The sequence below is a fragment of the Nonomuraea bangladeshensis genome, from assembly GCF_039529455.1.
Taxonomy (GTDB): domain Bacteria; phylum Actinomycetota; class Actinomycetes; order Streptosporangiales; family Streptosporangiaceae; genus Nonomuraea; species Nonomuraea bangladeshensis.
In genome coordinates this window covers 694,444-714,958 of the sequence record NZ_BAAAMV010000002.1, presented here as the reverse complement: position 1 = coordinate 714,958, position 20,515 = coordinate 694,444, and the positions used below count along the sequence as shown (strand labels likewise).

General features: G+C 73.0%; 19 protein-coding genes. 15 read left to right on the top strand and 4 right to left on the bottom strand.

Annotation, left to right across the window (positions count from 1 at the left end; all coding sequences use genetic code 11):
* Window positions 1-22 precede the first annotated feature (22 nt).
* The 9 genes from ABD292_RS07440 (at window position 23) to ABD292_RS07400 (ending at window position 7,592) form a co-directional block, all read left to right on the top strand.
* Entirely contained in the window at window positions 23-1,024 is a 1,002-nt protein-coding gene (locus ABD292_RS07440) for an AAA family ATPase (RefSeq protein ID WP_344206254.1), read from the top strand.
* A complete protein-coding gene (locus tag ABD292_RS07435; protein ID WP_344206252.1) occupies window positions 1,021-1,968 on the top strand; it encodes a DUF58 domain-containing protein in 948 nt (315 codons plus the stop codon). The genes ABD292_RS07440 and ABD292_RS07435 overlap by 4 nt, the downstream gene beginning before the upstream one ends.
* Complete coding sequence (locus ABD292_RS07430; RefSeq protein WP_344206251.1) at window positions 1,965-2,912, top strand: VWA domain-containing protein; 948 nt, start codon at window positions 1,965-1,967, stop codon at window positions 2,910-2,912. Before ABD292_RS07435 ends, ABD292_RS07430 begins: the two co-directional genes overlap by 4 nt.
* Before the next feature lie 11 nt (window positions 2,913-2,923).
* Window positions 2,924-3,514: a class I SAM-dependent methyltransferase gene (locus ABD292_RS07425; protein WP_344206249.1), complete on the top strand. Its 591-nt coding sequence runs from the start codon at window positions 2,924-2,926 to the stop codon at window positions 3,512-3,514.
* Window positions 3,511-4,050 (top strand): TrmH family RNA methyltransferase, encoded by a 540-nt coding sequence (locus ABD292_RS07420; RefSeq protein ID WP_344206248.1) that lies wholly within the window; start codon window positions 3,511-3,513, stop codon window positions 4,048-4,050. The genes ABD292_RS07425 and ABD292_RS07420 overlap by 4 nt, the downstream gene beginning before the upstream one ends.
* Window positions 4,051-4,089: 39 nt before the next feature.
* Entirely contained in the window at window positions 4,090-4,887 is a 798-nt protein-coding gene (locus ABD292_RS07415; RefSeq protein WP_344206446.1) for a glycerophosphodiester phosphodiesterase family protein, read from the top strand.
* A gap of 64 nt (window positions 4,888-4,951) precedes the next feature.
* On the top strand, window positions 4,952-6,385 hold the full coding sequence (locus tag ABD292_RS07410) for an MFS transporter (protein ID WP_344206247.1): 1,434 nt from the start codon (window positions 4,952-4,954) through the stop codon (window positions 6,383-6,385).
* A 116-nt stretch (window positions 6,386-6,501) separates the two neighbouring features.
* Window positions 6,502-7,122, top strand: coding sequence for a hypothetical protein (locus ABD292_RS07405; RefSeq protein WP_344206246.1), 621 nt, complete (start codon window positions 6,502-6,504; stop codon window positions 7,120-7,122).
* Window positions 7,123-7,247: 125 nt separating this feature from the next.
* Window positions 7,248-7,592, top strand: coding sequence for an RNA polymerase-binding protein RbpA (locus tag ABD292_RS07400; protein ID WP_091084968.1), 345 nt, complete (start codon window positions 7,248-7,250; stop codon window positions 7,590-7,592).
* Between the two features lie 56 nt (window positions 7,593-7,648).
* Here the strand turns inward: ABD292_RS07400 and ABD292_RS07395 are convergent, their stop codons facing one another.
* The 4 genes from ABD292_RS07395 to ABD292_RS07380 all read right to left on the bottom strand — a co-directional run bounded on the left by ABD292_RS07395 (window position 7,649) and on the right by ABD292_RS07380 (window position 13,713).
* Entirely contained in the window at window positions 7,649-8,185 is a 537-nt protein-coding gene (locus ABD292_RS07395) for an FxsA family protein (protein WP_344206245.1), read from the bottom strand.
* A 94-nt stretch (window positions 8,186-8,279) separates the two neighbouring features.
* Window positions 8,280-9,044, bottom strand: a complete 765-nt coding sequence (locus ABD292_RS07390) for a polyprenol monophosphomannose synthase (RefSeq protein ID WP_371251888.1) — start codon at window positions 9,042-9,044, stop codon at window positions 8,280-8,282.
* Window positions 9,037-10,689, bottom strand: a complete 1,653-nt coding sequence (lnt, locus tag ABD292_RS07385) for an apolipoprotein N-acyltransferase (RefSeq protein WP_344206244.1) — start codon at window positions 10,687-10,689, stop codon at window positions 9,037-9,039. The genes ABD292_RS07390 and lnt overlap by 8 nt, the downstream gene beginning before the upstream one ends.
* A 672-nt stretch (window positions 10,690-11,361) precedes the next feature.
* The gene (locus ABD292_RS07380; protein WP_344206242.1) at window positions 11,362-13,713 is read right to left on the bottom strand and encodes a HelD family protein; all 2,352 of its coding nucleotides are present in this window, start codon (window positions 13,711-13,713) and stop codon (window positions 11,362-11,364) included.
* Window positions 13,714-13,885: 172 nt separating this feature from the next.
* Here ABD292_RS07380 and ABD292_RS07375 point away from each other — a divergent pair, with 172 nt between their 5' ends.
* Genes ABD292_RS07375 through ABD292_RS07350 form a run of 6 tightly spaced genes read left to right on the top strand, consistent with a single transcriptional unit; the run spans window position 13,886 to window position 20,512 of the window.
* Complete coding sequence (locus tag ABD292_RS07375) at window positions 13,886-15,085, top strand: ROK family transcriptional regulator (protein ID WP_344206241.1); 1,200 nt, start codon at window positions 13,886-13,888, stop codon at window positions 15,083-15,085.
* 34 nt (window positions 15,086-15,119) lie between these two features.
* Window positions 15,120-16,460, top strand: coding sequence for an ABC transporter substrate-binding protein (locus ABD292_RS07370; protein WP_344206239.1), 1,341 nt, complete (start codon window positions 15,120-15,122; stop codon window positions 16,458-16,460).
* A gap of 2 nt (window positions 16,461-16,462) precedes the next feature.
* Entirely contained in the window at window positions 16,463-17,419 is a 957-nt protein-coding gene (locus ABD292_RS07365; RefSeq protein ID WP_344206237.1) for a carbohydrate ABC transporter permease, read from the top strand.
* Window positions 17,416-18,249: a carbohydrate ABC transporter permease gene (locus ABD292_RS07360; RefSeq protein ID WP_344206236.1), complete on the top strand. Its 834-nt coding sequence runs from the start codon at window positions 17,416-17,418 to the stop codon at window positions 18,247-18,249. The genes ABD292_RS07365 and ABD292_RS07360 overlap by 4 nt, the downstream gene beginning before the upstream one ends.
* A complete protein-coding gene (locus ABD292_RS07355; RefSeq protein WP_344206234.1) occupies window positions 18,246-19,517 on the top strand; it encodes a family 4 glycosyl hydrolase in 1,272 nt (423 codons plus the stop codon). Before ABD292_RS07360 ends, ABD292_RS07355 begins: the two co-directional genes overlap by 4 nt.
* Window positions 19,514-20,512, top strand: coding sequence for an N-acetylglucosamine kinase (locus ABD292_RS07350; protein ID WP_344206233.1), 999 nt, complete (start codon window positions 19,514-19,516; stop codon window positions 20,510-20,512). Before ABD292_RS07355 ends, ABD292_RS07350 begins: the two co-directional genes overlap by 4 nt.
* Window positions 20,513-20,515: the final 3 nt, after the last annotated feature.

The following is a 20,515-nucleotide window of genomic DNA, read 5'->3' as shown; positions in this document are numbered from 1 at the left end:
GCGCGTTTGGTGGAATGGCGTCATGAGCGTCGCCGAAGAGTTGCCAGGCGGATCCGACGCGGCCCTGCTGCGTCAGAGCCTCGACGAGGTCCGGCGGGTCATCGTCGGACAGGAGCACATGGTCGAGAGACTCATCGTGGCCCTGCTCGCGCGCGGTCACTGCCTCCTGGAAGGGGTGCCGGGCGTCGCCAAGACCCTCGCCGCCTCCACCCTCGCCACCGTCGTGGGCGGCACGTTCGCCCGGATCCAGTTCACCCCCGACCTCGTGCCGAGCGACATCATCGGCACCCGCGTCTTCCACCCGTCGAACGAGAAGTTCGACGTCGAGCTCGGCCCCGTGTTCGTCAACTTCCTGCTCGCCGACGAGATCAACCGCGCCCCCGCCAAGGTCCAGTCCGCCCTGCTGGAGGTCATGGCCGAGCGGCAGGTCACGCTGGCCGGCGTCACCCACCCGCTGCCCAGGCCGTTCATCGTGCTCGCCACCCAGAACCCGATCGAGTCCGAGGGCGTCTACCCGCTGCCCGAGGTGCAGCGCGACCGGTTCCTCTTCCGGGTCCGCGTCCCCCACCCCACCGCGCACGAGGAGCTGGAGATCCTGCAGCGGATGAGCGTCACCCCGCCCGTCCCCGAGCGGGTGCTCGAACCCGACCGGCTCCTCGCCCTCCAGCAGGCCGCCGAGGAGGTCTCGGTCCACCAGCTCGTCGCCGACTACGTGGTGCGCCTGGTCATGTCCACCCGCTCCCCCGCCGAGTACGGCCTGGCCGACCTCGCCGACACCATCGAGATCGGCGTCAGCCCCCGCGCCACCCTCGGCCTGGTGGCCGCCGGCCGCGCCATGGCCCTGCTGCGCGGGCGCGACTACCTGCTGCCCGACGACGTGCGCGACGTCGCCGTGGACGTCATGGCCCACCGTCTCATGCTCACCTTCGACGCCCTGGCCGACGGCGTGGACCCCGAACAGGTCGTCAAGCAGATCCTGCACGCCGTCCCCCCGCCCCTCGTCGTCTGGAACCAGAACCGTTGAGCGCCTCGACCGCCGAGCAGGCGCTGCGCAGGCTGGAGCTCACCGTCACCCGGCGGCTCGACGGGCTGCTCCACGGCGCCCACCAGGGCCTGCTGCCCGGCGCCGGCAGCGAGGCGGGCGACAGCCGCGTCTACGTCCCCGGCGAGGACGACGTGCGCCGCATGGACTGGAACGTCACCGCCCGCACCACCGTCCCCCACGTGCGCGACCTCATCGCCGACCGCGAGCTGGAGACCTGGGCGCTCGCCGACCTGTCCCCCAGCATGGACTTCGGCACCGCCGGCACCGACAAGCGCGACCTGATGATCTCCGCCGTCGGCGCGATCGGGTTCCTGTCCAGCCGCCTCGGCGACCGGTTCGGCGCGCTCGTCATGCACGACGAGTTCATCCACCGCATGCCCGCCCGCACCGGCCGCCCCGCGCTCTACGGCCTCCTGCACTCCCTCATGGACGCCCCGCGCGGCGCGGCCGTGCCCGACCCGCCCGACCTCGCCGAGGGCATCGAGGTGCTGGCCGCGACGCGCCGCCGGCGCGGCATGCGGCTGATCGTCTCCGACTTCCTCGACGCCCGCCCCGAGCTCGACCCCGACGCCGAACGCCCCTGGGAGCGCCCCGTCAGACGGCTCGCCGCCCGCCACCAGGTCCTCGCCGTCGAGGTCATCGACCCCCGCGAGCTCGAACTGCCCGACGTCGGCCGGGTCGCGTTCACCGACCCCGAGACCGGGAAAGTACGCGAAGTGCACCTGACGCCCAAAGTCCGCCAAGCCTACGCGGAAGCCGCGGAGTTGCAGCGCGAGGGCACCCGCCGGGCACTGCGCCGGGCCGGCATCGCCCACCTCGTGCTGCGCACCGACCGCGACTGGGTCTTCGACGTCGCGCAGTTCGTCCTGCGCCAGCGGCGCATGAGCCACGTGGCTCGCCGGGCCCACGGGAAGGTGACATGACGTTCCTCGCCCCCGCCTGGCTGTGGCTGTTCGTCCTCGTGGCGCTGCTGGTGGCCGGCTACGTCGCGGCCATGTTCGCCCGCCGCCGCTACACCGTGCGCTTCACCAACCTCGCCCTGCTCGACCTCGTCGCCCCCGCCGGCCCCGGCTGGCGCCGCCACGTCGCCCCCGCGCTCTTCCTCGTCATGATGTCCCTGCTGGTCATCGGCGCCGCCAAACCCGCCGACCAGGTCCGCGTCCCCCGCGACCGCGCCACCATCATGATCGCCCTCGACGTGTCGCTGTCCATGGACGCCGACGACGTCCAGCCCACCCGCATCGCCGCCGCCAAGGCCGCCGCCCAGAACTTCGCCCGCGAGCTGCCCGACCGCTTCAACGTCGGCGTCGTCTCCTTCGCCCGCTCGGCCAACGTCGTCATCTCTCCCACCACCGACCACCAGGCCGTCGTCACCGGCATCGGCACCCTCACCACCCGGCCGGGCACCGCCATCGGCGAGGCCGTCTTCAACGCCCTCGACTCGCTGCGCTCCTTCGACCAGCAGGCCGCCACCGACCCGCCGCCCGCCGCCATCGTCCTGCTCTCCGACGGCGACAACACCTCGGGCCGCTCGGTCAACGAGGCCATCGAGGCCGCCCAGCAGGCCCACGTGCCGGTCTCCACCATCGCGTACGGCACCCAGGAGGGCACCGTCGACATCGACGGCCGCCCGGTGAACGTCCCCGTCAACAAGCAGACCCTCCAGTCGCTGTCCGACGGCACCTCCGGCCGCGCCTACACCGCCGAGTCCGGCGCCGAACTGCGCGACGTCTACGAGCAGATCGGCACCTCGCTCGGCTACAAGCTGGTCAACCAGGAGATCACCCAATGGTTCATCGTGGCCGCGATCCTGGCCGGGCTGCTGGTGGCGGGCGCGGCGGTCATGTTCGGTACCCGCATCCCGTAACGTTTCACCACGTGGCCCACTACTTCTCCGAGCGGCCGACCGCCGCCGGCCGGCCGGGCACGGTCGACCTCGTCCTGCCCGACCTGCACCTGCGGCTGGAGACCGACAGCGGCGTCTTCTCCCCGGAGCGGGTCGACGTGGGCACGCGGGTGCTGCTGGAGAGCGTCCCGCCGCCGCCCCAGGAGGGCGACCTGCTCGACCTGGGCTGCGGCTACGGGCCGATCGCGCTGACCCTGGCCTCCCGCGCGCCCCGGGCCACCGTGTGGGCCGTGGACGTCAACCGCCGCAGCGTCGAGCTGACCGGCCGTAACGCCCGGGCCGCGCGCCTTGACAAAGTAAGGTCGGTGCATGTGGACGAGGTGCCGGACGACGTCCGCTTCCGGGCGATCTGGTCCAACCCCGCCATCCGCATCGGCAAGCAGGCCCTGCACGACATGCTCACCAGGTGGCTCACCCGGCTGACGCCCGACGGCGTGGCCTACCTGGTCGTCCAGAAACACCTCGGCTCGGACTCCCTGCAGCGCTGGCTCGGCGAGCAGGGCTGGCACGCCTCCCGCGAGGCCAGCCGGGCCGCCTACCGCATACTGAAGGTGACCCGATGAGAAGGCAGCTGCGCCCCACCGACGTCAAGCGGCTCAACCGCACCTGGCGCAGGAACACCGGCAACCGGCTGGGGCTGATCCTGGAGTCGGTCACCGGCCCGTTCAACGTCGGCTCCATCTTCCGCAGCGCGGCCGCGTTCGGCGTCGACGAGCTCTGGCTGGCCGGCAACGCCACCCCGCCCACCAACCCCAAGGCGGGCAAGACCGCGCTCGGCACCGAGCGCCTGGTCACCTGGCACGAGCCGGTGCCCGCCACCGAGGCCGTCAAGGCCGCCAGGGAGGCCGGCTACACCGTGCTGGCCATCGAGCTGACCGCCGAGGCGGCGCCGCTGCACCGGGCGAACCTCGACCGGGACGTGTGCCTGGTGGTCGGCAGCGAGGACCACGGCTGCTCCCCCGCCCTGCTCGACGCCGTCGACGGCGCCTGCTACATCCCCCAGGTGGGACGGGTGGGCTCGTTCAACGTGGCGGTGGCCGCCGCGATCGCGCTGTCGGAGGCCCGCCGCCAGGAGTGGCAGAATCTCGCCGATTCGTAACCTCAGCGTTCATCCCGAAAGGGCATACTTCTGGACGTGCTGAGCCGTCGATACGCCTTCCTCGACCATCCCGGCCCGCTCGCCTTCGCCCACCGGGGCGGCGCGGCGGAGGGCGCCGAGAACTCCGTGGCCGCCTTCGAGCGGGCGGTCGGGCTCGGTTACACCTACCTCGAGACCGACGCGCACGCGACGGCCGACGGCGTGCTGCTGGCCTTCCACGACCACACGCTGGACCGCGTCACCGACCAGCGGGGGCGCATCTCCGAGCTGCCCTACCGGGCGGTCAGGCGGGCCCGCATCGCGGGCGTCCACGAGATCCCCCTGCTGGAGGACCTGCTCGGTACCTGGCCGGAGGCGCGCTTCAACATCGACGTCAAGGAGGCGGCCGCGATCGCCCCGCTGGCCGAGGCGGTGCGGCGCACCAACGCCTACGACCGCGTCTGCCTGACCTCCTTCTCCGACGAGCGCCTGGTGCTGGCCAAGGCGGCGCTGGGCCGCGACGTGTGCTCCGCGCTCGGGCCGCGCGGCGTGGCCGCCCTGCGCGCCGCCGCCGCGACCTCGGGCTACGGCCGGCTGCTGACCCGCCTGTCGCGCGCGGGCGTCCCCTGCGCCCAGGTGCCCATAGGCTTCCGCGGGCTGCGCGTCACCACGAGCCGCCTGATCCGCACCGCGCACGCCATCGGCATGCAGGTGCACGTGTGGACCGTCAACGACCCCGCCCGCATGGAGCAGCTGCTCGACCTCGGCGTGGACGGCATCATGACCGACAACGTCACCGGACTGCGCGAGGTGCTCACGCGGCGCGGCCAGTGGCATCCGGGCAGCCTCGCGGCCTAGCCGCGCCCGGCAACCCTCCCGACCCCCGGCCAGTGGTCCGGCCCTCTAGGAGCGACACGACATCATGCCCGTACCCGCACCCCCCGCGGAACTGGACGAATCCCCCGCAGCGCGCCGGCGCGAGCAGCGCGGCTGGTACTTCTACGACTGGGCGAACTCCGCCTTCTACACCACGGTCATCTCGGTCTTCCTCGGCCCCTACCTGATCCCGGTGGCGCGGAGCGCGGCCTGCGCCCAGGACTTCCCCGGCGTGCCGGCCGAGCGGTGCTCGGCCGACTTCGACACCCTGATCGCGGCCAACCCCGGCCTCGGCTACGTGGACGTCCTCGGCGCCGACATCCGGCCGGCCGCCTTCTTCGGCCTGATCACGACGGTCGCGGTGTTCCTGCAGATCGTGCTGCTGCCGATCGCGGGCGCCCTCGCCGACCACACCGGCCGCAAGCGGGAGCTGCTCGGCGGGTTCGCCTACGTCGGCGCGCTGGCCGCGATGGGCCTGTTCTTCGTCGACGGCGACCGCTACATGCTGGGCGGCGTGCTGTTCGTGCTGGCCAACCTGGCCTACGGCTGCTCGATCGTGGTCTACGACTCGTTCCTGCCGCAGATCTCCACCCCGGAGGAGCGCGACGGGGTGTCCTCGCGCGGGTGGGCCATCGGCTATCTGGGCGGCGGGCTGCTGCTGGCGCTCAACCTGGTGCTGTACCTGCAGCACGAGAGCCTGGGGCTGACCGAGGGCGAGTCGGTGCGGATCTGCATGGCCTCGGCGGGGCTGTGGTGGGCGACGTTCACCATCGTGCCGCTGCTGCGGCTGCGCAACCGGCCGGTGCCCGCGCACGAGACGACGGCGCTGCGCTCGGTCGGCGGCAGCTTCCGCCAGCTCGGCCGGACCCTGTCCGAGCTGCGCCGCTACCCGCTGACGCTGCTGTTCCTGGTGGCGTACCTGGTCTACAACGACGGCGTGCAGACCGTGATCGGCAACAGCGCGGCCTTCGCCTCCGAGGCGCTGAAGCTGGACAAGACCGTGCAGATCACCGCGATCCTGATGGTGCAGTTCGTGGCGTTCTTCGGGGCGCTGGCGCTGGGAGCGCTGGCACGGCGCATCGGCACCAAGCGGACGGTGCTGGCGAGCCTGGTGCTGTGGACGGCGATCGTGGCGACGGCGGTGTTCGTCCGCGAGGGCGAGGCGCTGCAGTTCTACCTGATGGCGTTCGCGATCGCGATCGTGCTGGGCGGCACGCAGGCGCTGTCGCGCTCGCTGTTCTCGCAGGTCATCCCGAAGGGACGGGAGGCCGAGTACTTCAGCCTGCTGCAGATCAGCGACAAGGGATCGGCGTTCATCGGCTCGCTGACGGTCACCGTCGCGCTTCAGCTCACCAACAGCTACCGCATCGCCATCGTGTCGATGGTGATCTTCTTCGTGGTCGGCTTCGTGCTGCTGGCGCTGACGAACCTGCCCAAGGCGATCCGCGCGGCGGGGAACGAGGTGCCGGCCCGGATCTGACCGGCGAGCGTTTCTGTACGGCGCCCACAATCGAGAGCAGTGCTCTTGACGTATACCGTCGCTCTGAGAGAGCATTGCTCTCGCCAGAGAGCGTTGCATCGATCAAGGAGCGCCGCATGCCCGTCCGTCTCACCTCCGCCGCCTTCGCAGGGACCGGCGTGCTGTTCCTGCTCTACCCGCTGCTGCGCCCCGCCACGGACGACGCCGCCGCGATGGCCTCCGCCGGCTGGGTCGCCGGGCACGCGGCGGCCATGGCCGGCTTCGTCCTGCTCGCGCTCGCGCTGCTCGGCCTGCACCAGGTGCTCGGCGACCGGCTGTCGCTGCGCGCGGCGGTGGTGACGTGGGTCGGCGCGGGCCTGACGCTGCCGTACTACGGGGCCGAGGACTTCGGGCTCAACGTGATCGCCCGGCGCTCCCTGCGCGACGGGACGCCCGCGCTGATGGAGCTGGCCGAGGAGTTCCGCTACGGGCCGGTCGCGGTGACCATGTTCGCCGCGGGGCTCGTGCTGCTCGGCGTGGGCACGGCGCTGGCGGCGGTCGCGGTGTGGCGCTCGGCCGCGCTGCCCCGGTGGAGCGCGGTGCCGCTGGCGCTCGGGTTCGCGCTGTTCATCCCGCAGTTCTTCGGGCCGTACTCGCTGCGGATCGCGCACGGCGTGCTCATCCTGGCCGGCGCCCTGTGGCCGGCGCTCGCGCTGGCCGTCATGAGGCGGCGCGCGGCCGTCCCCGCGGCCGTCTGAAGAACCCGAGCCCTTCAGCGCGATTGGATCTCCCCGAGGGTGGGAATCCCATCACGGTACCAAGCGTTAGACACCGTGGGAGACAGTCCCCCCACGCATGGGGGCCCTGTAGGAGGCATTGAGACATGGGCGAGCGCGCGCTTCGTGGCACCCGGCTCGGGGCAACCAGCTACGAGAACGACCGTAACACGGATCTGGCACCGCGCCAGGAGGTGTCCTACACCTGTCCGAAGGGCCATCGCTTCGATGTTCCGCTTGCCGCCGAGGCCGAGATCCCCTCGACGTGGGAGTGCCGCATGTGCGGCGTGACCGCGGTGCGGGTGGACGGCGAGCAGCCGGAGTCGAAGAAGACCAAGCCCCCGAGGACACACTGGGACATGCTCCTGGAACGGCGGTCCATCGAGGATCTTGAGGAGGTGCTCAACGAGCGGCTGGCGGTCCTGCGGGCCCAGCGCCGCAAGAGCGCCTGACATCCTCTCACGGTGAAACCCCCGGGCCCTTCCGGCCCGGGGGTTTCTTCGTGCGCTCAGGCCCTCGGCGGGCGTCCCAGCGCGCCTCGCGGCTCTCCCTGGTCGCTGTGGCCCTGATCGCCGGCGTCCTCTTTGATCACCTCGCCGGTGACCACCCGGCCGCCGTGCGGCGCCGGCCCGCCCGGCCCCGGCGGGAACATGCCGGCGTACGGGGAGGCCTCGGCCAGGCGCTTGATCCGCCGCTCGAAGAACCACACCCCGAGGCGGCGCATCACCGGCCGCGTCACCGGCAGCACGAAGGCGAGACCGGCGAGGTCGGTGAGGAAGCCCGGCATCAGCAGCAGCGCGCCGCCCGTCAGCACGAGGCCGCTGTCGGCCAGCTCACGCTCCGGCATCCGGCCCGACCGCAGCGACTCCTGCAGCGCCCGCCAGGCCCGCCGCCCCTCGCGGCGGATGATCCAGGAGCCGAGCAGGGCGCCGGCGACGAGCAGGGCCACGGTCGCGGGCCCGCCGATCGCGGACCCGACCTGGAAGAGCAGCCAGATCTCCAGCACGGGGACGATCAGGAAGCTCAGGAGGAGCAGCAGCCGCATCGTTCGTATCTCCGATTCCGCACGCGCACGCCAGGACCGCGTACGTGAGGAACAACGTCCGGCGGGCCCGGGACGTTCCTGGCCGGGGGACGCGTTACTGGCCGCGCCGCCGCAGGCGTCCCGGCAGGCCGGTCACGCCCCACAGGCCGATCCGCCACAGCGCCTCGGACATGATCTTTCCGCTCATCTTGCTCTGCCCCGCCGTGCGCTCCACGAACGTGATCGGCACCTCCACCACCCGCAGCCCGTGGCGGGCGGTGCGCAGGGTGAGGTCGACCTGGAAGCAGTAGCCCTGCGACTCCACGCCCGACAGCCCGACCTTCTCCAGGGTGGCGGCGCGGTAGGCGCGGAAGCCGGCGGTCGCGTCGCGCACCGGCAGGCCCAGCATGACGCGGGTGTAGACGTTGGCGCCCTTGGACAGCAGCTCGCGCCGCTGCGGCCAGTTGACGACCCGGCCGCCGGGGACGTAACGCGACCCGATCGCCAGGTCCGCCCCCTCCCCCAGCGCGGCCAGCAGCCTCGGCAGCTCCTCCGGCTGGTGCGAGCCGTCGGCGTCCATCTCCACCAGCACGTCGTAGCCGCGCTCCAGGCCCCAGCGGAAACCGGCGATGTAGGCCGCGCCGAGCCCCTGCTTGCCCGGCCGGTGCAGGACGTGCACCTGCTCGTCGGCGGCGGCCAGCCCGTCGGCGACCTCGCCGGTGCCGTCGGGGCTGTCGTCGTCGGCCACGAGCACGTGCGCCTCGGGCACGGCCGCCCGGACGCGCTCGACGATGGAGGGCAGGTTGTCGCGCTCGTTGTAGGTCGGGACGACGACGAGCACCCTGCCGAGCGTCTCCATGTCCGGTCGCCCCTCACCCATCGGCTCGCCGCCTGCCCCGCCATGCGGCGACCCCGGCCGCCGCGACTCCCATCGCCATCAACGCCCACTCCGGCCAGGCGCCCACCTTGGTGGCGATCGTCTCGCCGGTGCGTACGGGCACCTTCACCACGTTCATGTCCGCGACCAGCTCGCGGGTCTGCCAGGAGACCTTACCGTCAGGCGTGACGAACGCGGAGATCCCGGTGGTCGCGGCGGTCACGACGGCCCGGTTGTGCTCGACCGCGCGCAGCTGCGACATGGCGAGCTGCTGCGGCGGCAGGTTGGACAGGGCGTAGCTGGCGTTGTTGGTCTGCACGACGATCGGCGTGCCGCCGGCCCGGACCGTGTCGCGCACGGTGGCGTCGTAGGCCACCTCGTAGCAGTTGACCGCGCCGATCGTCACCGGGCCGAGCTTCAGGTCGCCCGGCCGGTCGCCGGGGACCGACTGGCGGCCCACCAGGCTCGCCCGCTCCCACAGGGCCAGCACGAGGTCCTTGAACGGGGTGTACTCGCCGAACGGCACCAGATTCTGCTTGTCGTAGTAGGCGCCGGGGCCGGTGGCCGGGTCCCAGGTGATGCTGCGGGTGGCGCGGCGGTCGTCGCCGATGGCCACCACGGCCCCGACGAGCGTGGGCACGCCGACGTCGCGCACCGAGTCCTGGATGATCTGGCGGGCGGTCTCGTCCCGGTAGGGGTCGATGTCGGTGGAGTTCTCCGGCAGGACGACGATGTCGGGCTTGGGCAGCTTGCCCTCGCGGACGGCCTGGGCCAGGCGCTTGGTCTCGTCGGCGTGGTTGCGCAGCACGACGGCGGGCTCGTCGCCCAGGACGTACATGCCGCGGCCGGGGACGTTGCCCTGCACGATGCCGACGTTGATGGAGCGGCCCTCGTCGCCGGGGCGCGGCACGGCCATCGTCAGCAGGGGCACCGCCAGCGCCAGGAACGCCGGAGCCGCCCGCAGCCACGGGCGGGCCGCCGGAGGCCGGACCAGGACGGCATGGGCCAGCAGGGCCCCGCACAGGGCCACGGCGAACGACACCAGGGGCGCGCCGCCGAGGGCGGCGTACTCGGTGAACAGCGACTCGCCCTGGCTGAAGGCCGCCCGCGCCCACGGGAAACCGCCGATCGGCACCAGGCTGCGCGCCCACTCCATCGCCACCCACAGGCCGGCGAACCACAAGGGCCAGGCGCGCAGCCGGAACACCAGGGCGGCCAGGGCGGACATGACGGCGTAGAAGACGGTCTCGGTGGCGACCAGCATGACCCAGACGTCGTCGCCGATGGTCCGCACCCAGGCGAGGGTCGGGAACAGGAACACCGCGGCGGCGAGCGCGCCCACCCAGGCCGCGCGCCTCGGGCGGGCGCCGTACAGGGAGGCGACGACGAGCGCGAGACCGAGGGACGCGAGCGGCCACCAGCCGAGCGGCGGGAACGCGGCGAACAACCCCAGCCCACCGGCCACGGCCGCGCCCACCCGGGCCGCCAGACGCCCCCGCGGCTCCCGGCTCCGCAGCTTCCGGCCCGGCCCGGCCCGGCGGCCGGAGTCCCCCGGTTCGACGGCGAGCGGACCGGAGCCGCCCTTCCCGGGGTGCCCGGCGAGCGGACCGGAGCCGCCGCTCCCCTCGCCGGCCGGGGTCTCGGACACGGGTTGCTCCTCCTCGCCCTGGGCCGAGGAGCCCTCCGGCTCGGCGGCCGGCGACCAAGGGGAGTCAGGGTCAGGGCCCGGCGACGTGGGGGCGGCGGGGTCGGGGCCCGTCGGGGGCCGCGGGCTCGTGCGTTCCTGAACCACTCCGGGTCTCCTCAGCCACCGTCGAACACCTGCTTGCTCGCGAAAACGCTACCGCCCCGCGGCCGCGCTCATGCCAGCGCGCGCCCACGCGAGGGGATTTGGAGGATGTGCGACGGATGGCGGCAGGGTGATCCCGCGGCCGACGGGACCACCCGGCGCACTCGCAGGTCCGGCGCACGGGAGCGGGAAGAGGGCCCGGAAACCCTTCGGACCGGACCCGTCTCGTCGGCGGCGAGCGCGGAATTCCGTTGTCTACTGGGCTCCCGGACCCGTCCCGGGTCCAACCCCCCGCCCGGTTGGGGTGCCCCGACTCGACGGACCGACGGCCCTGCACCTGGCTGTGTGGACGAAGTCACGCTCCGTCACGGACGCAGGATCCGACGATGTCAGAGACGGCCAACCGGCCAAGTCCCGTGCTGGACTGCGCAGCAAACTACCGACTCCACCTCAGATGTCAACCGTGTCCCGATCAGCGGGAACATCAAGTTTCCGCAGGTGGGACATGCGGGACGGCCGCCGTAAAGCCGATCAAAGCCCATCGGAGGGTGCTCCCAGCCTGGCCGGGAGCCCGCGCAGGGCCGCGGGGAGCGGCCGCTCGTGGACGACGCCGAGCCGCTGCGTCGCCCGTGTGAGAGCAACATACAGGTCGCTGAGTCCCCGTGGCGACTGGGCCGCGATGAGCTCGGGCTCGGCCACCACGACGGAGTCGAACTCCAGGCCCTTGGCGTCCGCCACCCCCATGACCGCGACGGGGGCGTCCAGCGCCTCCGCCCCCCTGGCCCGGCCGGCGCCCGGCGTGACGACGACCGCGCCGGGCACGGCCTCGGCGACCTGCTTCCCGAGCCGGTCGAGCAGCGCGTCCGGCGCCACGACCGCGACCTTGCCGCCCTCCCCGACCTCGGCCTTGACCAGCTCGGGCAGCGCCGCCAGCGGGGCGGCCCACGGCTCGGCGCCGCTCTCGCGCACCGACGTGGGCGCCTCCAGCGACGGGTCGATCGCGGTGAGCACGCCGGCGGCGACGGCCATCAGCTCGACCGGCGTGCGGTAGTTGACGGTGAGCCGCTCCTGCCGCCAGCGCCCGGCCACGTACGGGTCGAGCACCTCGCCCCACGACCGCGCCCCGGCGGCCGAGCCGGTCTGCGCGATGTCGCCGACGATCGTCATCGACCGGCTGGGGCAGCGGCGCATGAGAGCCCGCCAGGCCATCGGCGACAGCTCCTGCGCCTCGTCCACGATCACGTGCCCGTAGGCCCAGGTGCGGTCGGCGGCGGCGCGCTCGGCGGTCGTGAGGTAGGGGCCGTCGCCGCGCTGGCGCTCGGCCAGGCGCTCGGCCTCCATGACGTCGGACAGGCCGGTCAGCTCCAGCACCTCGCGGGCGTAGGCGAGCTCCGCCTCGCGCTCGTGCTCCTCGGCCCGGCGGGCCGCGGCCAGCTCCTCCTCGGCCTGCATCGCGGTGGCGCGCAGCACCTGCTCGTCGATGTCGCCGAGCAGCTCGGCGGCCTCGTCGAGGAGCGGCACGTCCGACTCGGTCCACTCGCCGGCCCCCGGGCCCTCGCGGCGCAGCAGCGCCCGCTCGGCGGGCGTGAGGTGCGCGGCGGCGTAGCCGAGACGCTCGGGCGAGCCGTAGAGGCCGAGCAGCAGCCGCTGCGGCGTCAGGTACGGCCACAGCCGGTTGAGCGCCGACTTGACCGCGGGCTCGGTCCGCAGCTCCTCGCGCAGGTCGGCCAGCTCGTCCTCGTCGATGAGCCCCTTGCCGATCTTGCGGGCCTGCTGGCGGGCGAGCGCGTTCAGCAGCGAGCGGACGAACACCGCCCGCGCCTGGTTGTGCGGCCGGCGCGAGCGGGCGGCCTTGTTCCTGGCGGCGTCCAGCATGGACCGGTCGACGGTGAGCGTGATCCGGCCGAGGGCGATCTCGACCGGCTTGCGCGGCACCTTCTGCCGGTCGCGCACGGCCCTCGCTATGACCTCGACCATGCGCGGGTCGCCCTTGAGCGCGGCCACCTCGGGCCGCTCCCTGGCGGTGGCGGTCACGCCGGGGTAGAGCTCGCCGACGGTGGACAGCAGCACGTCGGTCTCGCCGAGCGAGGGCAGCACCTGCTCGATGTAGCGCAGGAACGTCAGGTTGGGGCCGAGGATGAGCACGCCGCGGCGCTCCAGCCGCTGACGGTGGGTGTAGAGCAGGTAGGCGGCCCGGTGCAGCGCCACGACGGTCTTGCCGGTGCCGGGGCCGCCCTGGACGACGAGGACGCCGTTCAGGTCGCCGCGGATGACCCGGTCCTGCTCGGCCTGGATGGTCGCGACGATGTCGCGCATGCGGCCGGTGCGCCGCTCGTCGAGCGCGGCCAGCAGCGCGGCCTCGCCGTTGAGCGTCGCGCGGTCGTCGTCGCTGAGCGCGCCGAGGTCGAGCAGGTCGTCGTCGACGCCGATCACCGCGCGGCCCCTGGTCTGCAGGTGGCGGCGCCGGGTGACGCCCATGGGGGCGGCCGGGGTGGCGCGGTAGAAGGGCTGCGCGACGGGGGCGCGCCAGTCGATGAGCAGGCGCCGCTGGTCGTCGTCGGTGAGGCCGAGCTTGCCGATGTAGAGCCGGCCCTCCTCCTGGTGGTCCAGCCGGCCGAAGACCAGGCCGCGCTCGACCGCCCACAGCCGGGCCAGCCTGGTGGCGTACATCTCGGCGAAGGTGTCGCGCTCCGACCTGTTCTGCATCGTGCCGACGGCACCCGTGGCCAGCACTTCCTTCAGCTGCCGCTGGGTGCGCTCGCGCAGGGCGTCGAGCCGGTCGTAGAGCGCGGTGACGTACTCCTGCTCCTTGGCGAGCTCCGTTTGACGCGTTGCCGCCTGACCATTAATGTGGTTAATGGGACACTCCGGGCCATTCTGCATGTTGTTACGACAAACGACGACATTAGCATGCCGGTCGCGGCACTCTGCTCGGTTTTCCTTCCCTCTCCTCTCTCCGTTACGGCTTCGTATCGCCTCTTGACCGTTCCCGCCCGGCCTCCTTATGTTCCTCGTGAGTTAGGAAAGTTTCCTAACTCACGAGGAAGGAGACGCCGTGGACGGTCCGGTTCCGGGGACCCCCAGTCTGCTACGCGCCATCAACGACCGCGCGGCCCTGCGGGCACTCCTCGACCGGGGACCGCTCACCCGTCCCGAGATCGGCGCGCTGACCGGCCTGTCCAAGCCCACGGCCTCGCAGCTCCTCGCCCGGCTCCAGGAGGCCGGGCTGGTGGTGCTGGACGGCGTGCGGGAGGGCCTGCCGGGGCGGACGGCCGAGGTCTACCGGATCAACCCGGCGGCGGCGTACGCGGGAGCGCTCGACGTCACCCCCGACCGCATCGAGGCGCGGATCGCCGACATCACCGGGACCGTCGTCGGCGAGCACACGCTGCCCACGACCCGCCGCCGCCCGGCCGGAGAGCTGGTGGAGCGGCTGGGCGCGGCGCTGGCGGGCGCGAACCCGCCGGACAAGCTGCGCCGCGTCGTCATCGGCGTGCAGGCCGCGATCGACCCGGCGACGGGCCGGCTGGGGTACGCCGCGGCCAAGGACGTGCCAGGCTGGCAGATCCCCGACCTGGTGCCCACCCTGTCGGCCGGCCTCGGCGTGCCGGTGGACGTCGAGAACAACGTCAACCTCGTCGCGCTCGCCGAGCAGGCGCACGGCGCGGCCCGCGACAGCCGGGACTTCGTGCTGCTGTGGGCCGACGAGGGCATCGGCTCGGCGATCGTGCTCGGCGGCCGCATGCACCGGGGCGCGACCGGCGGCGCGGGCGAGGTGGGCTACATGCCGACGCCGGGCGCGCCGACCGCGCGCGAGGCCGGCCGCTACGCCAACCACGGCTACCAGGCGCTCACCGGCGGGCCCGCGGTGCTGAAGCTGCTGCGCTCGTACGGCGTGCGCGGCGCCGACTTCCGCCAGGCCGTCGCGAACGCCGTACGTCTCGCGGACGGCGCCGGGCAGCGGGCCGACGACGCGCGGGCCGGGCTGCGCGACATCGCCGCCCGGCTGGCGGTCGGCCTGGCCGCCGTCACCTCGGTCGTCGATCCCGGGCTCATCGTGCTGACCGGCGGCGTCGTGCTGTCGGGCGGCGAGACGCTGCGTGAGCTCGTCGAGCACGAGCTGCACGCCCTGACCATCCCCCGGCCCCGCGTGCGGCTGTCGAGCGTCGAGGGCAACCCGGTGCTCGCCGGCGCGCTCGACCTGGCCCTCGACACCGTGCGTGAGGAGGTGTTCGGCTCCACCGTCCCCTCGTGACCCCCCGTCACCCCCACCGCAGGAGGCACCCCCCGTGCGCTTCGTCCCTCTGGCGGCCGCCGCGGCACTGCTGTGCTCGGCCGCGCTGACCGCCTGCACCGCAGGCAAGGAGGCCGGGCCCTCGCTCGGCGCTCCCCGGCCCTCGGGATCGGCCTCGCAGGCCCTGCCCGCGGCCACCGTCGAGCTCTGGCACGGCTTCTCCACCGACGCCGAGGTGAAGGCGTTCGAGGAGGCCATCGCGAGGTTCAACCAGAAGTATCCGCAGATCACCGTCAAGGCCACCAAGGGCGTCCAGGACGACCAGATCACCCAGGCGATCCGCGGCGGCAACGCCCCCGACGTGGCCGCCTCGTTCACGACGGACAACGTCGCCCAGTGGTGCAGGTCGGGAGCGTTCCAGGACCTGACGCCGGTGATCGCGCAGGACGGGATCGACCTGTCGGTGCTGCCGGCCGTGGCCCGCTCCTACACCGCGTTCGAGGGCCGCCAGTGCACGCTGCCGCTGCTGGCCGACGCCTACGGCCTCTACTACAACAAGGCGCTGATGAAGGGCCACGAGCCGCCGCGGACGCTGAGCGAGCTGGCGGACCTGGCCAAGAAGCTGACCGTCCGCGACGCCGACGGCACGATCAAGGTCGCCGGGTTCATCCCGAGCGTCCAGTACTACGAGAACAGCCCGAGCCACCTCGGCCCGATGGTGGGCGCGAAGTGGTACAACGCCGACGGCACCTCGGCGATCGGCTCCGACCCGGCCTGGCGCGAGCTGCTGACCTGGCAGAAGGAGCTGGTCGACTGGTACGGCCACGACAAGCTGGAGAAGTTCAGGAAGGGCCTGGGCGACGAGTGGAGCGCCGAGCACCCGTTCCACAAGGGCAAGGTCGCGATGGTCCTGGACGGCGAGTGGCGCAACGCGATGATCGCCCTCGACGCGAAGGACCTGGACTACGGCACCGCTCCCCTGCCGGTCGCCGACGACCGGCCCGAGCTCTACGGCAGCGGCTTCACCGCCGGGACCGTGATCGGCGTGCCGAAGGGCGCGAAACATCCGCAGCAGGCGTGGGAGCTGGTGAAGTACCTGACGACCGACACCGGCTCGCTGGTGACGCTGTCGAACGCGCTGCGCAACGTCCCCACGACCAAGGCCGCGATGGACTCGCCCGACCTGGTCAAGGACGCCAACTTCCAGACGTTCCTCGACGTCTTCGCGCATCCCAGGACCTCGACGCTGCCGGCCAGCGTGAACAGCGTCTTCAACCAGGAGGCGTTCGCCGCGTTCGTCGCCAAGTGGGAGCGGGGCTCGGTGAAGGACCTGGAGGCCGGGCTGAAGGACGTGGACCGGCAGATCAACGACAAGCTGAAGCTGTCCGGAGGCTGATCGTGACCTCCATCCCCGCCGCGCCGCCGCGTCCCCGGTGGTGGCCCCGTTGGTGGCGCGGCGAGGGCGCGCGTGCCCTCCTGTGGCTGTCGCCGTGGATCGCCGGGGTGTCGGTCTTCTTCGTCTACCCGCTGCTGTCCACGGTGTACTTCTCCTTCCACCGCTACGACATGTACACCCTCGAGTTCGCCGGGCTCGACAACTACCGTTATCTGCTGCGCGATCCCCGGGTGGGCGTCTCGGCGCGCAACACGCTGTGGCTGGTGGCCGTGATGGTCCCGGCGACGGTGCTGTTCTCGCTGGCGCTCGCCCAGCTCGTGGTCCGGCTCAAGGCCGGGGCGGGGCTGCTGCGCACGGTGTTCTACCTGCCGTCGCTGGTGCCGATGACGGCGGGCACGATCACGTTCGTCTTCCTGCTGAACCCCGGCACCGGCCCGGTCGACCACCTGCTGTCGCTGGTGGGGGTGCGGGGTCCTGACTGGTTCGGCGACCCCGACTGGTCCAAGCCGAGCCTGACGCTGCTGTCGCTGTGGGGCTGCGGCCAGCTCATGGTGATCTTCCTGGCGGCGCTGCTGGACGTGCCCAGGCATCTGTACGAGGCCGCGGCCATCGACGGCGCCGGAGCCTGGCGGCAGTTCCGCAGCGTGACGCTGCCGACGATCGCGCCGGTGCTGATGTTCGCCCTGGTCACGAACGTCATCTACGCCCTGCAGTACTTCTCTCAGGCGATGATCGCCTCCCGGGTCGCCTCGGGCTCGACCGACTCGCCCGGCAGCTCGTTCTCGCCCGGCTATCCGGAGGAGTCGCTGCTCACGCTGCCGCAGTGGCTGTTCCAGGTGGGCTTCCGCGACTATGCGATGGGGTACGCCTGCGTGCTGGCGCTGCTGCTGTTCGCCGTCTCGATGATCTTCACGCTGGTGCTGCTGCGGCAGTTCCGCCGGGCGGAGGAGGCGTCGTGAGCGCCCGGAGGCGGCGGGTGCTGCTGTGGGTCGCCACGCACGCCTTCGCGGTCGCGCTGGCGCTGATGTTCCTCGCGCCGGTGGCGTTCATGGCGCTGACCGCGCTGATGACCGACGAGCAGGCGCTGACCAGCGACCTGTGGCCGCGGAGCTGGAACTGGGCGAACTTCGCCGAGGTCTTCGAGCGGTCGCTGCTGCTGCGGTGGGCGGGCAACACGCTGCTGTACGCGGCGCTCGGCACGCTGTTCACCGTGGTGTCGTCGGTGCCGGTGGCCTACGCGCTGGCCCGGTTCCGCTTCCGGGGGCGGCGGGCGGCGTTCCTCGTGGTGGTCGCGGCGATGATGCTGCCGCCGCAGGTCGTCGCGGTGCCGATCTACCTGGTGTGGGCGCGGCTGGGGCTGACCGACAGCCTGTGGCCGCTGATCCTGCCGATGCTGCTCGGCGACGCGTTCTCCATCTTCCTGCTGCGCCAGTTCCTGGTCACGATCCCGCGCGACTACACCGACGCGGCGAAGGTGGACGGCTGCTCGGACCTGCGCACGCTGGTGCGGGTGGTGCTGCCGATGGCGCGGCCCGCGGTGGCGGCGGTCGCGCTGTTCCAGTTCTTCTACTGCTGGAACGACTACTACGGTCCGCTGCTGTACGCCGGCGTGCAGCAGGATCATCTGACGCTGTCGCTGGGTCTTGCGACCTTCAAGGCGTTCCACAGCGTGCAGTGGAACCTCACCATGGCGGCCACGCTGCTGGTGACCGCGCCGGTGATCGTGCTGTTCTTCCTGGCCCAGCGGGTGTTCATCGAGGGCGTGACCTTGACGGGGGTGAAAGGGTGAAGGTCGCCGTGGTCGGGGGCGGCTCGACGTACACACCGGAGCTGGTGGACGGGTTCGCCCAGCTGCGCGAGGAGCTGCCGGTGTCGGAGCTCGCGCTGATCGATCCGGACCCGCGCCGGCTGGAGCTGGTGGCGGGGATGGCGCGGCGGATGCTCGCGCACGCCGGGCATCCGGCGCGGGTGCTGGCCACGTCCTCGGCCGCCGAGGGCGTGGCGGGGGCCGCGGTGGTGCTGTTCCAGCTCAGGGTGGGCGGGCAGGCGGCCCGCGAGCTGGACGAGACGGTGCCGGGGCGGTGCGGCTGCGTCGGGCAGGAGACGACGGGCGCGGGCGGGCTGGCCAAGGCGCTGCGCACGGTCCCGGTGGTGCTGTCGATCGCCGAGACCGTACGCAAGCACGCCCCGGACGCCTGGATCGTGGACTTCACGAACCCGGTCGGCATCGTCACCCGGGCGCTGCTGGACGCGGGGCACCGGGCGATCGGGCTGTGCAACGTGGCGATCGGGTTCCAGCGCCGTTTCGCCGCGTGGCTGGGTGCCGATCCCGCGCGGGTGTCGCTCGGGCACGTGGGGCTCAACCACCTGTCGTGGGAGCGCGCGGTGTTCCTGGACGGGGAGGACGTGCTGCCCGCGCTGCTGGAGCGGCACGGCGCGGAGCTCGCCGCCATGGTGGGGCTGCGGCCTGGGCTGCTGGCCAGGCTCGGCGCGGTGCCGTCGTACTACCTGCGTTACTTCTACGCCCACGACGAGGTGGTGCGCGAGCAGCGGGCCGGGCCGTCGCGGGCCTCGGAGGTGGCGGCGCTGGAGGAGCGGCTGCTGGAGCTGTACGCCGACCCGGCCGTGGTGACCAAGCCGGAGCTGCTGGCCGGGCGGGGCGGGGCGTTCTACTCGGAGGCGGCGGTGGCGCTCATCGCGTCCCTGCTCGGCGACCGGCGGGACGTGCAGGTGGTGAACGTGCGCAACGGCGGCACGCTGCCGTTCCTGCCGGATGAGGCGGTCGTCGAGGTGCCCGCGCTCGTCGGGGCGTCGGGCGCGCGGCCGCTGCCGGTGCCGCCCGTCGAGCCCCTGTATGCGGGGCTGATCGGGCACGTGTCGGCGTACGAGACGCTGGCCCTGGAGGCGGCCGTGCACGGCGGCGCGGACCGGGTGCGGGACGCGCTGCTCGCCCACCCGCTGGTCGGGCAGGACGAGCTCGCGGAGGAGCTGACGGCGCTGCTGCTGGAGGCGGGCCGCGCGCACCTGCCGTGGGCACGCGGGCCGGTGGGCGCGTGAAGCGGCTCGTCCTGGCCGTGGACGGCGGCAACAGCAAGACGGACGTCGCCGTGGTGTCGGAGGACGGCCGGGTGCTGGCCGAGGCGCGGGCGGGGGCGTTCGCGCCGCAGCGGGACGGCGTCGCCGCCGCCGTGGACGTCGTCACGTCGGCCGTCGCCGCCCTTCCCGGTGGCGGGCGGTTCGACCAGGTGTCGGCGTGCCTGGCCGGGGCGGACCTGCCCGAGGAGGAGGAGGCGCTGGCGCGGGAGTTCGCCGCGCGGGGCCTCGGCGGGGACGTGGTGGTGCGCAACGACACGTTCGCGCTGCTGCGGGCGGGGGCGTCCGCGCCGTGGGGCGTGGCGGTGGTGTGCGGGGCGGGCATCAACGCCGTCGGCGTCTCCCCCGGGGGCGCGGTGGCCAGGTTCCCCGCGCTCGGCCGGATCAGCGGGGACTGGGGCGGCGGGCTCGATCTCGGCGAGGAGGTCCTGTGGCACGCCGTGCGCGCCGAGGACGGCCGCGGCGTCCCGACCCTCCTCGCCGGGCTGGTCACCGCGCACTTCGGGACGGGGACGGTGACGGAGGTGGTCCTCGCGCTGCACACCGGCCGGCTGGACGACGGGCGGCTGCACGAGCTGGCGCCCGGCGTGTTCGCCGCGGCGGCGGCCGGGGACGGGGTGGCCACGGCGCTGGTGCGGCGGCAGGCCGAGGAGGTGGCGCTGATGGCGGAGGTGTGCCTGCGCCGGCTCGGCCTGCTGGGCACGCCGGCCGAGGTGGTGCTGGGCGGCGGCCTGCTGACGGCGCGGGACCCGCTGCTGACGTCCCTGCTGGAGGGCGAGTTCGCGCTGCGGATGCCGCTCGCGGTCCCGGTGGTGGCGAAGGAGCCTCCGGTGCTGGGCGCGGCGCTGCTCGGCCTGGACCGGCTGGGCGCCCCTGAGGCGGCCGGTGCTCGCCTCAGGGGCCACTACCGGCACTCGCCCCTCCCTGATCCCCCCGGCGCCGCCCAGGCGGTGTCCTGAGGA